The following is a 13,227-nucleotide window of genomic DNA, read 5'->3' as shown; positions in this document are numbered from 1 at the left end:
GCTCCTGTTACTTTGTTATAAAATAGTCTTCGGGGTTGATGGGCACGCCGTCTAGGCGGATTTCGTAGTGCAAGCCCACGCTGGACTCGCGACCGCTCTCGCCAATGATGGCGATGGGGTCACCACGCTTGACCTTGGCACCATTTTGCACCAGCGCCTTGCCCAGATGCGCATAGAACGTGCGGACCTTGGGAAGGTGCTCGATTTTCATGGAGAGCCCGAACCCGCGATGGGAACGGACCTCGACCACGGTGCCTGCGCCCGTCGCCACGACGGTATCGCCCACCTGCGCCACGTAGTCGATGCCGCGGTGCGGCAGTTCCTGCTCGGTGAACGGATCGTAAATCATTTCGAAGCGGTTCTTGACCGCATGCCCGTTCTTGAACGGGTGAATCACGGGAATCGCGGCCGCCAAGGCGGAGTCGCCCTCCAGGCGGTCTATGAGCTTGTGGAAGGTCTTTTCCATTTCGTTCAAGCTTTTGCGAGGACCCTCGAGCACCTCGTTCGTCGTCTCCTCGAGCGTAAAACCGAGTCCGCCCATGTAGACGGTGCTGTCGCGCAGCGAGCGGATCTCTTCGGCCTGCAAAATGGACTCGTCCACCGATTCGCGAATCTGCTTGATCTCTTTTTTAATGACCTTGTTCTGGCGGTACACCGCGAGCGCGTTCCCGTTGGAGAGGTTGTCGGCAATGCGGTCGGGCGAAAAAACAAAAAAGCCTACCACGGCGAGCACGACGCACACGACGGCGACCACAAGGCCCACAAACGAGAACCTGTAGTTCTTGCTGCCCGTGGTCTTGTCGGGGAATACGTGTATCTCGACCTTCTTCACTTGGCTTCCGGACCCTTGCCCTCGATCTTGTTTTCGAGGTCGGCGATTTTCTTCTTGGTCTCTTCAATCTCCCCCAAAAGGGCTACCACCAGCGGGTCGTCCTTCATGGCGTTCAAAAGGTCCCCCTGCACAGCCGAATACAGCTTTTGGCCCAGGGCCTGGAACTTTTGCTTGAGGCGGTTTTCTTCTGCTACGAGCTCCACCCGAGTAAGCGCACCGGAGGCAAACCCCGCCGCTTTGTTTTTGAGCTTATTTAACGTCGTTTTATCCATAAAAAAACCTCGTTCTCCTTCAAAAATAGTAGTTTTTAAGCGTAAAAACAATGGAGACTTAATATGAGCCGAAGTGAACGTAGGCGCGCCAAACAGAACGCCAAAAATTTTGTGCCTAAAAAGACAAATTCCATGAACAAGTGGATTATTGTGGCTTTGGCCGCAATCGCAGTGATTTTCTTTGTGGGAACGACTTTGATTCAAAGGGGTGCATAGTTTATGAAGTTCCAAATCGAAAAAAACGTATTCCTCGACGTGTTGCAGTCTGCCATTAATGCAGTTCCCAACAAGTCCACCATCCAGATTCTCAACAATTTCTCGCTCCGTCTCGAGGGCAACTTCCTCGAAGTGAGCGCTACCGACTTGGACCTCGGTATCAGGGTCAAGGTCGAAGTGCAGGGCGAACGCGACGGCTCCGTCGTCATTAACGCCCGCAAGCTTTTGGAACTCGTGAAGAGCCTCGTGGACCCGAGCATCACCACGGTGAGCGTCGACGTGCAGGACTACCTCGCCAAGATCCAGTGGAGTGAACGCGGCAAGGCATCCATCACCGGCTTTGACGCAAGCGACTTCCCCCCGTTCCCCGAAGTGCAGGACGGCGAATCCCTCACCTTCTCCACCAGCGAACTCGCGTTCCTCGCCGAGAAGACCATGTTCGCCTGTTCCACCGACTCCATCCGCCTCAGCCTGAACGGCGTGTTCCTCGAGGCGAAGGACGGCAAGATCTCGATGATTGCGACCGACGGTCACCGTCTGGGTCGCGCCACCATCGACCGCGAAGGGGCGACGCTTGCCAATGGCGCCATCATCCCCAAAAAGGCGCTGCAGCACATTTTGCATATGGCCAAGCCCGATGCCACCATCGAGGTCCGCACCTCAGCAACGCACATCCTCTTTAGCACCGGCTCCACGCAAGTGATCTCCAAGCTGTTCGAAGGACCGTATCCCAACTACCGCGCAGTGATTCCGCAAACGTTCGAGCGCACCGTGCAGCTCAACACCGTGGAATTCGAGAACAAGATGCGCAGCGTGATCTCTATGGCGAACGCCCGTACCCACAAGGTCCGCCTGCAGATTGACGGCAACACCATGGAACTCAGCGCGAGCGACCCGGATGTGGGCGGCGATTCCCGCGAAGCCCTCGCCGTAACGCACAACGGCGAAGGCAGCTTCAGCATTGGCTTTGACGGTCGCTATATCACCGAAATCTTCGGCATGTGCAAGAGCGAAGAGACCATCATGAAGATGAACAACCCGATTGGCGCCTGCATCATTGAACCGGTGGGCGAAGACCTGGGCTTCAGCTTCCTTTTGATGCCGACGCACTTGACCGACGACTAATGCCGACTGGGCAAATTTAACAGAAGGGCCGCAAGGCCCTTTTGTTTTATGCTAATTTGTTCGAAAACATGCAGGATATCCGGATGGATTATTTGCTGTAGAGCGGGACTTCGAAGGTGCCGTCCTCTTATTAAATTCCTGCATTGTCAAAAAAAACGTCCCGCCCAAGGCGAGACGTTTTTTAATCTTTGGATTGCCGAACCCTTGCAGGGCTCGCAGTGACATTACTTCACGAAAGCGCCGTAGATGGCCTTGATAGCCTTCTCGGTGTCGGCTTCGTCAACACCGGTGATGATGTTGATCTGCGAAGAACCCTGGTCGATGATGCGAACGTTCACCTTGTTCTCGGCGAGAGCGGTGAAGAGCTTCGCAGCCACACCGATCTTGTTCGTCATGCCGTGACCGACAGTCGCGATGAGCGAGATGCCCGGGAAGACCTTGATACGGTCGGGGCGCATCTGCTGCGTGATGTCTTCGAGGACCACATCCTGCACGGCGTCGAGAGCCTTGCTATCCACCACGATGCTCATGGAGTCGATGGCGCTCGGGCACAGTTCGTAAGAGAGGCCTTCGCTTTCGAGCACGGCGAGCACGCGGCGACCAAAGCCCACTTCCTTGTTCATCATGGACTTTTCGATGTAGATCATCGAGAAGCCCTTGCGGCCGGCAACACCCGTAATCGGGAGCTTGGATTCTTCCGGAGTGGGGCCGATAATGGTGCCCGCGTCTTCGGGGCGGTTCGTGTTGCGGATGTTGATGGGAATCTTCTTCGCGCGGCAAGGGGCGATGGATTCGTCGTGGAGCACGCTTGCGCCGGAGTAGGCGAGTTCGCGGATTTCGCGGTAGCTCACGTATTCGATGGGCAGCGGGTTTTCGACAATGCGCGGGTCGGCCATGAGCATGCCCGAAACATCGGTCCAGTTCTCGTACTTGGCGGCATCGATGCCGTTAGCGAGTATTGCGCCCGTGATGTCGGAGCCGCCACGGCTGAAGGTCTTGACTTCGCCACGGAGGTTGCTGCCGTAAAAGCCGGGCAGCACGTAGAGCTGGTTCTCGTCACCCAAAGTCTTGGCGATTTCTTCGTAGGTCCTGGGGGCGATGCGGTACTTGTCGTCGAACGTGATGAGCGGGAAACTGTCGACGAAGTTGGCACCCAGGTACTTGGCCATGAGGCGGGCGCACAGGAACTCACCGCGGGAGACGAGGAAGTCGGTGCTCACGGACTCGGGATGGTTCTTGAGCTTGTCCTCGAGGCTGTCGAGGTCCTCGTTGAGCTTGTTTTCGAGACCGAGGTCCTTGCAGATCTCGTCGTAGCGGCTGCGAATCAGGTTCCACGGGGCGCTAAAATCGAGGCCCTTGCTGGCCAGGTCATAGGTGCTGTAGAGGAGGTCGGTGAGCTTCGTTTCCTTGGGATTTCTCTTGCCCGGGGCCGAAACCACGATAATCTTGCGATTCTTGTCGGATTCAACGATGGCCTTGATCTTCTTGAACTGGCCGGCATCGGCGACAGAGCTGCCACCGAACTTGCATACGATTCTTTGACTCATTTTTTCCTTTTGGGCCGCCGGCCTCTCACCTTCGAGCAGGACTACTTGACTCATAGTCCGCACCCCGTTCGGGGCGCTGCCCAAGGCTACCCACCTAGCCAGCCACTTTGTGGTGCTCCAATGTAAAATTATTGGCGCGGGCGTAAAAATAGCAATAAAAGGGGGAACAAAAAAGGGCAAAAATCCGTTTATAGGGTAGAGGCAGCATGAAAACAGCAAATGATCTACTCCAAATAGCGGCAAAATCCTCCATAACGGTGCTGATCCAAGGTGAATCGGGCACGGGCAAGGAGGTGGCGGCGCGGTTCCTCCACAGAGCGGGTCCGCGCCCCGGCGGGCCCTTTATAGCCGTGAACTGCGGGGCCATTGCCAAGAACCTCATCGAAAGCACACTCGAGGGCGCCAAGCGCGGCGCCTACACCGGCGCCACCGCGGACCAAATCGGGGTCGTGCGGGCGGCGGAGGGCGGCACCCTTTTTTTGGACGAGATCGGGGAACTGCCCTACGAGAGCCAAAGCCGGCTCCTGCGCATACTGCAGGAGCGGGCGGTAATGCCCGTGGGCGCGACGAGGAGCATCCCGGTGGACTTCCGCCTAGTATGCGCCACCAACAAGAACCTCAAGGAAGAAGTTGTGGCGGGGCGGTTCCGCGAAGACCTGTACTTTAGATTGAACGCCTTCCCCGTGCAGCTTCCCGCCCTGCGCGAGCGCGGCGACTTCGAGGAGCTGGCACAGAAGCTGTGGCGGGAGGCGCGCGAGTCAGTCGATGCCACACCTGCAAACGAAGGTTGCGAACCGCGTGAAGGCAGTGAACCGCGCGAAGCCCTCTCGGCGACGGAACTCGCACGGCTACGCCTTTACAGCTGGCCTGGGAACATCCGCCAGCTCAAAAACGTCTTACAGCGCTACACCCTCTTGAAACCCCACGGCATTACCCTATGCGAAATCCTGGGTGAAGAATTCGCTGTTCCGCTCTGTGGCGAAGACAACCATAACCCTGTGTACCGCGGGGCGACATTCCGCACGCCCCCTCCCGACTGGAAAATCATTGAACGCACCCTCGAAAAGTTCCGCGGCAACAAGATGCAAACCGCACGCGCCCTGGGCATCAGCCGCAGCAACCTGTACAATTTGATAAAGAAGAATGAATTTGGGGTACCATACAAAGCTATGGCGCAGTGAATCCCTAGAACTTCATTCCCAGGGAGAAGTAATGGTTGCCCCCTTCAAAGGCGGGGCGCGGTTCGTACGCGTAGTCGAACACAATCATCCCGAACACGACTCCCAAACCGCAGCTGATGCCGTTCTCGGTACCATTCTCGGTGCGCACGGCGTAACCGGCGCGGAGCATCAGCGCCTCGGCATAGGCGAGTTCGCCGCCAAAGAGCCACTGCGCATCGGTATCGGCGCGGCGGTAGGCGTCGGCAGAGAGGTGCAAAGCCCAGCGGTCAATGAACGGGATGAACCCGGAAACGCCCGCTTGCACCGCCATGGGAGCGGCCTCCTTGACATCCTCGTATTCCGTCACGTAACCCACGTTGGTGAGCGTTGTGGCAAAGGCAAAGTACTTGTTCACGCGGTAAGAGCCGCCCACGTCGGCCAAAAAGGCGAAGGCGGTCTGGTCGTCAATGGTCTGTGTGGCAAAACGCGCCGTTAGCGCCCAGTTCAAAACGTCCCAGCGGCTGCCGAAACCCGCCTGCACCGCCCAGGCGTAGGCGCTGTAGTCGTCGGTCTTGAGGCCGTTCTCGTCGCGGCCCTCAATTTCGTCGTAGCCCAAAAATTCCACGGCGCCCGACGCCACAAAGCTTTCGCCCACGGGATGGCCAAAATAGACCGAGGTGAACTTGTCTGTACCGACACCATCAAAAACAATCTGGTTCAACCCGAACTCGGGCGTATCGGCGACGCCCATGGCGAGCGGGTTCCTGTTGACCTCAGAGACTCGGGCCGCATCGGCGATACCCGCCCCCGACATGGCGGCGGTACGCGGCGCCACGTGCATCGAGAGGAACTTCATGGTGGTGCCGCCCGGAGCCACATGCCAATACTCGCCGGCAAAAGCGAGCGAACCTACGGCAAGGGCGGATACAAGAAGTTTCTTCAGCATACCATCAAAATACAAAAAATACGCGATTACTTTCGCCAGCCTTCCATAATCTTGAGGCATTCGGCCAAAAGTTCGGCGCTACGGTCCTTGGACTCGGTCTCCACGTAGCAACGAAACTCGGGGGCATTGCCGCTGGGGCGCAGGTGGACGATATCGCCCGAGTCAAATTCCATGCGGTAGCCGTCGACCTCGTTGAGCGAGACGATCTTGCCTTCGAAGGGCTTGTTGTTTGCGGGGTCCTCGCCGCGCTTGACAAACTTGGAGGGCTTGGCGGTCAGGGCGCCAAAAAGTTTTTCGCCCAGCTTTTGCTCGCGAATCTCGGCGAGTTTCGCCTTCGAAAGTTCGGTCGGAAATTCCTTGAGGCGGTCACTCACGGTAAAGCGCTTGGGAAGCTTGCGCAGCAAGTCCACGACGCACATGCGTTCGTCATGCACCCGCACCATCACGGCAATCATGGGGAGCAATGCATCGCGCGTGGGGAGAGCCCTGAGCGTGCGGCACGAGCCATCGGCAAAGGGGCGCGTGAGGTTCGTTTGCAGCAAAAAGCCGCCGTTCGCCTCGTAGCCCGCGACCGCCGGGAACTCACCCGAAGGGAGGTCAGCCGTGTTTGTCACCACAAGGCTCTCCATGCCAGCAATCACGTAGGGGCTGCCAATGCGGGTGCGGCAAATCTTTTCGAAGCTGCCCGATTTTTCGAGGGAGGTGTTGCAACTCACGGGAGTCGCGATGCGCTTGATGCCCAGCGCCTGTGCGGCCAAAATCCCGAGCACGTCGCCACGGAGCCACATGCCGGCATCGTCGGCCAAAAGCGGGCGGTCGCTGTCGCCGTCGGTACTAAAAATGGCGTCCACGTAATCCTTGTGGGAGAATTCGCGAGCCAGTTCCTCGTCTTCCTTGCGGATGGCCTCGGTGTCGACCGGCACAAAAGTCTCGCTGCGACCAAAGGGTTTTACCGTGGCGCCAAGGCTCTCAAGCACGCGGACCACAATATCGCGGCCCACGGCGGAATGCTGGTACACGCCGATGGTAAGCCCGTGCAGGGCGTCGCTCCCAAAAAAGTCGGGGTAGCGCTTGCAGTACGTTTCCTCGGCCTCGGCTTCCACGGCAGGGAGGGCGGGGGCGTTCTTGAGCATGCCGGCGGCATCGAACAACGATTCGTCGACTTCCACCTGCTGCGAAACGATCCCCTGTTCATCCTTCTTGGAGATTTCGCCATCCGGGTGGTTGAACTTGATGCCATTGCGGTCGGCAGGAATGTGGCTCCCCGTGACCATGATCGTGGGCAAGTGCTTGTCGAGACCGTAGAGGGCGATGGCAGGGCTCGGGATGCGCCCGCAGTAAATGGTCTTCCAGCCGGCGTCGTTTGCCGCCTGCACCAGCGCCTGCAAAATGCGTCCTGTACTGGGGCGAAGGTCACCTGCAATCGCAATCGTTTGTTCGCATTTGTAGCTCGCCTCGCAATACTTGATAAACGAACGGGCGTAAACATAGCACACGCGGTCAGTCATGGCGGTTACAAGCCCACGGGCTCCGCTGGTACCAAAAGAAACCCCAGACAGCTTCATTACGTCTTGCATGGCGATAAGCATAAAAACCTCGTTTTTTTACAGCTTTAAAATAGCAAATATTTCATTATGTATATTCCAGCCGTTAAATCCCGTTCTCAGACAAAAAAAGTAAAGGAATTTTAACAAAAATCGTTCCTTACGCCCTTTTTTTATCTATGTTTAAATTACTATGAACTTGAAAAAAAATTTATTCGTTATCGCGCTCGCTTCCGCTGCAAGCGTAAGCGCACAGCAAGCCATCCCGGTGCCGGCACCCGCACCCGTTGCAGAACCGGCCCCTGCCGTGGAGCAGGCGCAACCGGCATATGCCGAACCGACCAACGCCGTAGAACCGCAAGCATACCAGCAGGAAGCCCCCGCGCCTGAATACGCCGACCCGGCGGCCGTACCCGCAGAAGGTTACGAACCCGCTACCGAAAAATATGCACCTGCAGAACAAGCAGCACCGGCACCCGAGTTCGTGCCCATGGAACCCGTCCCGGAACAAACGGCGGCACCACAACCTGAACCTCAGCCTGCACAACAGCAACCTGCACCAGCTTTTATCCCCGAGCCAGCTCCAGAGCCTGCGCCCGTTTTGGCAACCGCTCCTACACCCGAGCCGGTCGTTATTCCTGTCGACACGAGTACTTTCCCGGTGGATCCCGTAAAGGAACCGCACCCGCTCGACATGCTTCACGGGTCTGCCTACAACATTGTAGGAAACCAAGCCGCTCCAAACACCGTGAGCGACAACATCGCCCTCCCGCACAAAATGCATGGACTCAAATTCGGTTACTTTGAACCTGTCGAAAACTCGGGAGCCGTTGCATTCGGGGAGAACAGCACCTACTTTATTGCCCTAGACAACTCCCAGGACCTAGGCCTGCTTACCGCCGGCATGGCATTTAACAGCATCGGCTTCTACTTGAACGCCGCCGTCGGCAAAAACTGGAACTATGCCGAGTACGCCGACTACGAACAAACCGCCAAGTCCACCGAAGGGGGGACTCTCGTTGGCGGCGCCATTTCGTTCAAGGCGAGCTACATTGATGTAGGGTTCAACCTCAACTTTGTCAGGCCAAAAGACATCGCCTACTATTCCTCCCCCGATACCATTAGCGAAGCCCGTATTTGGGACCTGGGAGGAACATTTACCTTGTCCAAAACAAACAACCCGAAATTTGCATGGGCACTCAATATATCGGCCATGCGACATAACGCTGAACTCGAAACCACTACTAAGTCATTCGAAGTAATTGATGGGCAAAAGTACATTGTCACCCACAACCGCGTTACAGCCGACACCACTGCCCACTTTGAACTCGTTCCCGAATTCAACGTGGGTTCGAACATTCTCAAATCCGAAAAAGCCCGCATTTTCTTAGGCCTCAATACAGCCTTGCCGTTTGTGGTGTTTGACCCCCTAAAGCATTATCGAGGCAAGCAAAACCTGTACGGCCTCTACACCGCCCCAAATATCTTGGGCGAAGTCGCCCTGGGCAGCCACATTATGGCATTTGCCAGTGCCAACCACACATGGAGACTCTTTAGTTTCGAAGATTTCAAACTGCACGAAACCACAATCCAGAGCATCGACATCACTTCGGGCAAAACGGACGTGAACCTTGGCGCGCGCTTCCAGTACGAGTGCGCCGCCCTCGAAATGGTGTTCACCAAGCAGTTCCTCAAGAACCCGTTCGGCAGCTTCTCTGACCACAGCGAAATGGCGGTCTCGATTGGCGGCTTTATAATGTTCTAAATTTGCGAGCATGGATAGAGCCCGGCGCCGCAAATTTGGCCAGAATTTCCTGGACGTACCTACAGCAAAAATGATTGCAGGCGACCTCCCCGCCAAAGCGAGCGAGGCCGTTCTTGAAATTGGTCCGGGGCACGGGGCGCTCACCGAGCACCTGCTAGACCGCGGGCTCGACATCACCGCTGTTGAGATTGACGAACAGTGCGTAGCGGTATTGCAAGAAAAGTTCAAGGGCCGCGAGAACTTCCACATTGAAAACATCGACTTTTTGAAGTTCGATTTGCAGGCTTTCTTGAATGCACACGAAAAGCCCTGGGTCACAGGCAACCTGCCATACAACGTAAGCACGGCGATTGTTGCCGGACTCATGCCGCGACTGCACATGACCAAAGGCTTTATGGGTATGGTGCAGCTCGAAGTGGCAGAACGTATTTGCGCAAGCCCCTGCTCCAGCAATTATGGAAGTTTGTCTGTACTGGTGAGCGCGTTTGCCGACACGCAGATTTTGCGGAAGATTGGCCCCGAGCATTTTACGCCCAGGCCCAACGTGGACAGCGCCACCATGCTCCTCACTCCCCGCGAAAAACCGCTGGAAGTACCCGAGGGCTACTTTGATTTTGTACGGGCAGCGTTCACGCAAAAACGCAAGACGCTCGCCAACTCCTTTGGCAAGGCCTATAACAAAAAGAAAATCCAAGAAGCCATCGAACTCTTGGACTACCCAGCGACCGTGCGCGCCGAGGAACTGAGCCCCGAACGCTTTTTGGAGTTTTACAAGGTCATTGTAGGCTAGCCGCGCTTGCCGTACATCTTTTTGAGACTCTTGCTGTGGGCGCGCCTTACCGAATTGCCCACTTCCACGCAGGGGCGCAACTGCTTAAACCATTTATCGACCTGCTTTGCCAAGAACACAGGTTCACGCTGCCGCATGGCTTGGGCAAGCGCTTCACGCAATTCACCGTAGTGAACAATCCGCCAGCCGTTTCCGTAATTCCCAAACTCTCCCACGGCGGGCACGCGCCTTAAAGTGCAACGGTCGCTAAAGACCACAAAAGAATAGATGACCGCATTGGAGAGGTGGATTTCCAAATGGCGCAAAAGCGCTCCCATGTGCCCTTGGTTTTGGCGTACCGGGTTGTACAAGGTGTGTCGGGTGACTTCGCCCAAATGCTGTTCCCAGCGTTCCTCGCCGAGTTCGCCCGAAATCTCGCCCGATATGTTCTTGGTCTCAAAAACGTAGATTCCCGTTTCGTGCAAAAGCACCGCGTCGATCTCGGTATAGCCCCTGTGGGTCGCGATGTACACATTCTGCAAAATATGGTAACGGCGCTTGCTTTTGCGGGCAACCTCGTCGACAATAGCCGACGTGGCGGCTTCTCCAAAAGACCCATCGTGGTCATACGCGAGGGCGGCGTCCACACCTACGGCCCACCCCTTCAAAAAAGGAGCGTCCTCTTCCAGGAATTCCACATGCGTCGGAGTCCAATACTCCTCGCCGTAGTGCGCCTGTTCTTTACCCCGGTCACCGCACCGGACCTGAACCGCATGCGGTTTCTGTTTTTCACGAGGTTTCCGTTTCCTGGTAGCAACTAGGAGGACAACAATCAAAAAAAGAGCAGCGGCGAAGCAAATTGTGGCCATCAGGTGTAATCACGTTCGCCAAAAAGCGCCGTGCCCACGCGAATCATGGTGGAGCCTTCTTCTATAGCGACTTCCAAGTCAAGCGTCATGCCCATCGAAAGCTGGGTGAAGTCCTTGAACACACCGCCCTTCGCGAGGAACTTGTCTCGCAGGTTGCGCAAAAAAGCGAAGCACTCGCGGGAATCCTCGGCGACGCCCGTGTTTTTGCCGATGGTCATGAGCCCGCAAAAACGCAGGTGCGGGAAAGCGGATGCCCCACGCGACTCCAGACCCGCAAGGAACGCTTCCGCCTCGTGCACGTCGAGGCCGCTCTTGGTTTCCTCCTCGCCGGCGTTCACCTGGAAAAGGATGCTGAGGACTTTGCCCTGGGTCCCGTCAGCATTATTGCCGGGGAGCGCCGCGCAGACTCTTTCCAGTTTCTCGACCGCTTCCATGCTTGCGATAGAATGGATGCAGTCGGCGACAATCGCCGCCTTCTTGAGCTTGTTACTCTGCACGGGGCCAATCACGTGGCAGCGCACGCGCTCACCGTTTTTTGCCATGAGCGGCTGCGAAAACTTGAGTTCCGCCTCCTGCACACGGTTCTCGCCAAAGTCGGTCGCACCGAGCGCAATCGCATTTTCCACAGCTTCTGCCGGGTGGAACTTCGAGACCCAAACGAGCTTCACCGAATCGCGGGAACGCCCCGCAATTTTGCAAGCTTCACCAATCCTGTTTTCGAGGGTCGCCAAATGGGCGGCCATTTGTTCACGCGTGAATTCCATTTTTTTATCCGAATATCCTAGCGCAAAGCTCCGGGGCGAACTTGCTCATGTAGCCCTGCACCAAAAGCACTGCAATCAAGGCGGGCAAAATCCACTTGAAATACACCTTGATGAACCCGTTAACGGGGAGCTTGAGCCCCCTGCCGGTATTGATTTCCTTGAAGAAATTCTCCTGGCCCCAACCGTAACGGCTGCTGCAGAACACAGCAAAGAACATGCCGCCCAGCGGGAGCATGGTGTTGCTCACAAAAAAGTCCTCGAGGTCCAACACGCAGCTGCCCGGGCCGAACGGCTCGAATCCCGAGAGCACGTTGAAACCGAGCGCACACGGGAGCGAAAGCAGAATGACCACCAAGATGTTCCATGCCGCCGACTTTTTGCGGGGCACGCCCTTGAGGTCCATCCAGAACGAGACGATGTTCTCGAACACCGCGATGAGCGTGGAGAGCGCGGCAAAGCTCATGAACAGGAAGAACGCGGAACCGCAGAACCTGCCCGCGGGCATTTGCGCGAACACGTTAGAAAGCGTCACAAAGATAAGTCCCGGTCCCTGCCCCGGTTCCTGGCCAAACGCAAAACACGAGGGGATAATGATGATGCCCGCCATGAGGGCGACAAAAGTATCGAGGGCGCAAACGCTCGCCGCCTCCTTGGGGAGCGAATGATCTTTTTTGATGTAGCTACCGAAAATCGCCATGCTACCGATACCGATGCTGAGCGTAAAGAACGCATGCGCAAAGGCCGCGAATATGGCCTCGCCCACACCCTTGCCCGACTGCGTCAGGCGTTCAAGGGAGGGCAGCAGGTAAAAGCGAAGGCCCTCGTCGGCACCGGGGAGCGTCACCGCACGGATGGCAAGAAGAATCATGATGCCGAGTAGGCAAATCATCATCTTCTTGGTAACGCTCTCGACACCCTTCTGGAGGCCGAGCGATACGACACCAAGGCCGAGCACAATCGCAATGGTCATCCAAAAAATGAGGAGGGCGGGGTTACTCAGCATCTCGCCGAAGCCCGCCGCAATCTGTTCGGGCGTCCCTTTCAAAAAGCTCTGGTCGGTGACCATCTTGTAGAAGTAGTAGAACATCCATCCCGTGACCACGCTGTAAAATGCCATAAGCACGTAGTTCGAAAAAATCAAAAGGTACTTGGCCTTGTGCCAGTGCGTCCCCGGTTTTTCGAGGTTGTCGAAACCCATGGCGACACCGCTACGACCGCCGCGACCTACCGCGAGTTCCGCCATCAACACGGGCAACCCGAACAAAATCAAGAATCCCAGGTACGGGAGCACAAAGGCGGCACCGCCGTACTGGCCCGCAATGTAGGGGAAACGCCACACGTTGCCAAGGCCTATGGCACAACCGGCGGCAATAAGCACAAAACCTAATCTCGATTTAAAGCTTTCGCGTTCCATGTTC

General features: G+C 56.6%; 13 protein-coding genes. 5 read left to right on the top strand and 8 right to left on the bottom strand.

The window, feature by feature from the left end:
* Positions 1-7: 7 nt before the first annotated feature.
* Positions 8-832 (bottom strand): M23 family metallopeptidase, encoded by an 825-nt coding sequence (locus BUB55_RS09715; RefSeq protein WP_073190481.1) that lies wholly within the window; start codon positions 830-832, stop codon positions 8-10.
* The gene (locus BUB55_RS09710) at positions 829-1,104 is read right to left on the bottom strand and encodes a hypothetical protein (RefSeq protein ID WP_073190478.1); all 276 of its coding nucleotides are present in this window, start codon (positions 1,102-1,104) and stop codon (positions 829-831) included. The genes BUB55_RS09715 and BUB55_RS09710 overlap by 4 nt, the downstream gene beginning before the upstream one ends.
* Positions 1,105-1,167: 63 nt before the next feature.
* On the opposite strand from BUB55_RS09710, the gene BUB55_RS14235 reads away from it, so the two are divergent.
* Both BUB55_RS14235 and dnaN read left to right on the top strand, forming a co-directional pair.
* On the top strand, positions 1,168-1,320 hold the full coding sequence (locus BUB55_RS14235; protein ID WP_159431960.1) for a hypothetical protein: 153 nt from the start codon (positions 1,168-1,170) through the stop codon (positions 1,318-1,320).
* 3 nt (positions 1,321-1,323) lie between these two features.
* Positions 1,324-2,445 carry a DNA polymerase III subunit beta gene (gene dnaN, locus BUB55_RS09705; RefSeq protein WP_073190475.1) on the top strand — a complete coding sequence of 374 codons (1,122 nt, stop codon included), beginning with the start codon at positions 1,324-1,326 and terminating at the stop codon, positions 2,443-2,445.
* A gap of 224 nt (positions 2,446-2,669) precedes the next feature.
* On the opposite strand, the gene BUB55_RS09700 is transcribed toward dnaN, so the two are convergent.
* Entirely contained in the window at positions 2,670-3,992 is a 1,323-nt protein-coding gene (locus BUB55_RS09700; RefSeq protein WP_073190472.1) for an aspartate kinase, read from the bottom strand.
* Between the two features lie 206 nt (positions 3,993-4,198).
* Between BUB55_RS09700 and BUB55_RS09695 the strand changes: the two genes are divergently transcribed.
* Positions 4,199-5,173, top strand: coding sequence for a sigma 54-interacting transcriptional regulator (locus BUB55_RS09695; protein ID WP_073190468.1), 975 nt, complete (start codon positions 4,199-4,201; stop codon positions 5,171-5,173).
* Positions 5,174-5,177: 4 nt separating this feature from the next.
* Here BUB55_RS09695 and BUB55_RS09690 read toward each other — a convergent pair whose 3' ends face one another.
* Both BUB55_RS09690 and BUB55_RS09685 read right to left on the bottom strand, forming a co-directional pair.
* Positions 5,178-6,098 carry a PorV/PorQ family protein gene (locus BUB55_RS09690; protein WP_073190467.1) on the bottom strand — a complete coding sequence of 307 codons (921 nt, stop codon included), beginning with the start codon at positions 6,096-6,098 and terminating at the stop codon, positions 5,178-5,180.
* Positions 6,099-6,124: 26 nt separating this feature from the next.
* Positions 6,125-7,687 carry a phosphomannomutase gene (locus BUB55_RS09685; protein ID WP_073190464.1) on the bottom strand — a complete coding sequence of 521 codons (1,563 nt, stop codon included), beginning with the start codon at positions 7,685-7,687 and terminating at the stop codon, positions 6,125-6,127.
* Between the two features lie 154 nt (positions 7,688-7,841).
* On the opposite strand from BUB55_RS09685, the gene BUB55_RS09680 reads away from it, so the two are divergent.
* Both BUB55_RS09680 and rsmA read left to right on the top strand, forming a co-directional pair.
* Positions 7,842-9,407 carry a hypothetical protein gene (locus tag BUB55_RS09680; RefSeq protein ID WP_159431959.1) on the top strand — a complete coding sequence of 522 codons (1,566 nt, stop codon included), beginning with the start codon at positions 7,842-7,844 and terminating at the stop codon, positions 9,405-9,407.
* 10 nt (positions 9,408-9,417) lie between these two features.
* Positions 9,418-10,197 (top strand): 16S rRNA (adenine(1518)-N(6)/adenine(1519)-N(6))-dimethyltransferase RsmA, encoded by a 780-nt coding sequence (rsmA, locus tag BUB55_RS09675; RefSeq protein ID WP_073190458.1) that lies wholly within the window; start codon positions 9,418-9,420, stop codon positions 10,195-10,197.
* Here rsmA and BUB55_RS09670 read toward each other — a convergent pair.
* From BUB55_RS09670 to BUB55_RS09660, 3 genes are read right to left on the bottom strand one after another with little or no spacing between them, the layout of a single operon-like run.
* Positions 10,194-11,045, bottom strand: coding sequence for a nuclease-related domain-containing protein (locus tag BUB55_RS09670; protein WP_073190455.1), 852 nt, complete (start codon positions 11,043-11,045; stop codon positions 10,194-10,196). The two genes, rsmA and BUB55_RS09670, sit on opposite strands and share 4 nt — an antisense overlap.
* Positions 11,045-11,809: a YggS family pyridoxal phosphate-dependent enzyme gene (locus BUB55_RS09665; protein WP_073190452.1), complete on the bottom strand. Its 765-nt coding sequence runs from the start codon at positions 11,807-11,809 to the stop codon at positions 11,045-11,047. Before BUB55_RS09665 ends, BUB55_RS09670 begins: the two co-directional genes overlap by 1 nt.
* Positions 11,810-11,813: 4 nt before the next feature.
* Complete coding sequence (locus BUB55_RS09660) at positions 11,814-13,223, bottom strand: sodium-dependent transporter (RefSeq protein WP_073190450.1); 1,410 nt, start codon at positions 13,221-13,223, stop codon at positions 11,814-11,816.
* Positions 13,224-13,227: the final 4 nt, after the last annotated feature.

It is taken from the genome of Fibrobacter sp. UWP2 (assembly GCF_900141705.1).
GTDB lineage: Bacteria > Fibrobacterota > Fibrobacteria > Fibrobacterales > Fibrobacteraceae > Fibrobacter.
This window is presented reverse-complemented; position numbering and strand designations above follow the sequence as displayed.

Coding starts and splice junctions, on each gene's coding strand:
- BUB55_RS09710 (WP_073190478.1), bottom strand. CDS start 1,104: ATGGATAAAACGACGTTAAATAAGCTCAAAAACAAAGCGGCGGGGTTT.
- BUB55_RS14235 (WP_159431960.1), top strand. CDS start 1,168: ATGAGCCGAAGTGAACGTAGGCGCGCCAAACAGAACGCCAAAAATTTT.
- dnaN (WP_073190475.1), top strand. CDS start 1,324: ATGAAGTTCCAAATCGAAAAAAACGTATTCCTCGACGTGTTGCAGTCT.
- BUB55_RS09700 (WP_073190472.1), bottom strand. CDS start 3,992: ATGAGTCAAAGAATCGTATGCAAGTTCGGTGGCAGCTCTGTCGCCGAT.
- BUB55_RS09695 (WP_073190468.1), top strand. CDS start 4,199: ATGAAAACAGCAAATGATCTACTCCAAATAGCGGCAAAATCCTCCATA.
- BUB55_RS09690 (WP_073190467.1), bottom strand. CDS start 6,098: ATGCTGAAGAAACTTCTTGTATCCGCCCTTGCCGTAGGTTCGCTCGCT.
- BUB55_RS09685 (WP_073190464.1), bottom strand. CDS start 7,687: ATGCTTATCGCCATGCAAGACGTAATGAAGCTGTCTGGGGTTTCTTTT.
- rsmA (WP_073190458.1), top strand. CDS start 9,418: ATGGATAGAGCCCGGCGCCGCAAATTTGGCCAGAATTTCCTGGACGTA.
- BUB55_RS09670 (WP_073190455.1), bottom strand. CDS start 11,045: ATGGCCACAATTTGCTTCGCCGCTGCTCTTTTTTTGATTGTTGTCCTC.
- BUB55_RS09665 (WP_073190452.1), bottom strand. CDS start 11,809: ATGGAATTCACGCGTGAACAAATGGCCGCCCATTTGGCGACCCTCGAA.
- BUB55_RS09660 (WP_073190450.1), bottom strand. CDS start 13,223: ATGGAACGCGAAAGCTTTAAATCGAGATTAGGTTTTGTGCTTATTGCC.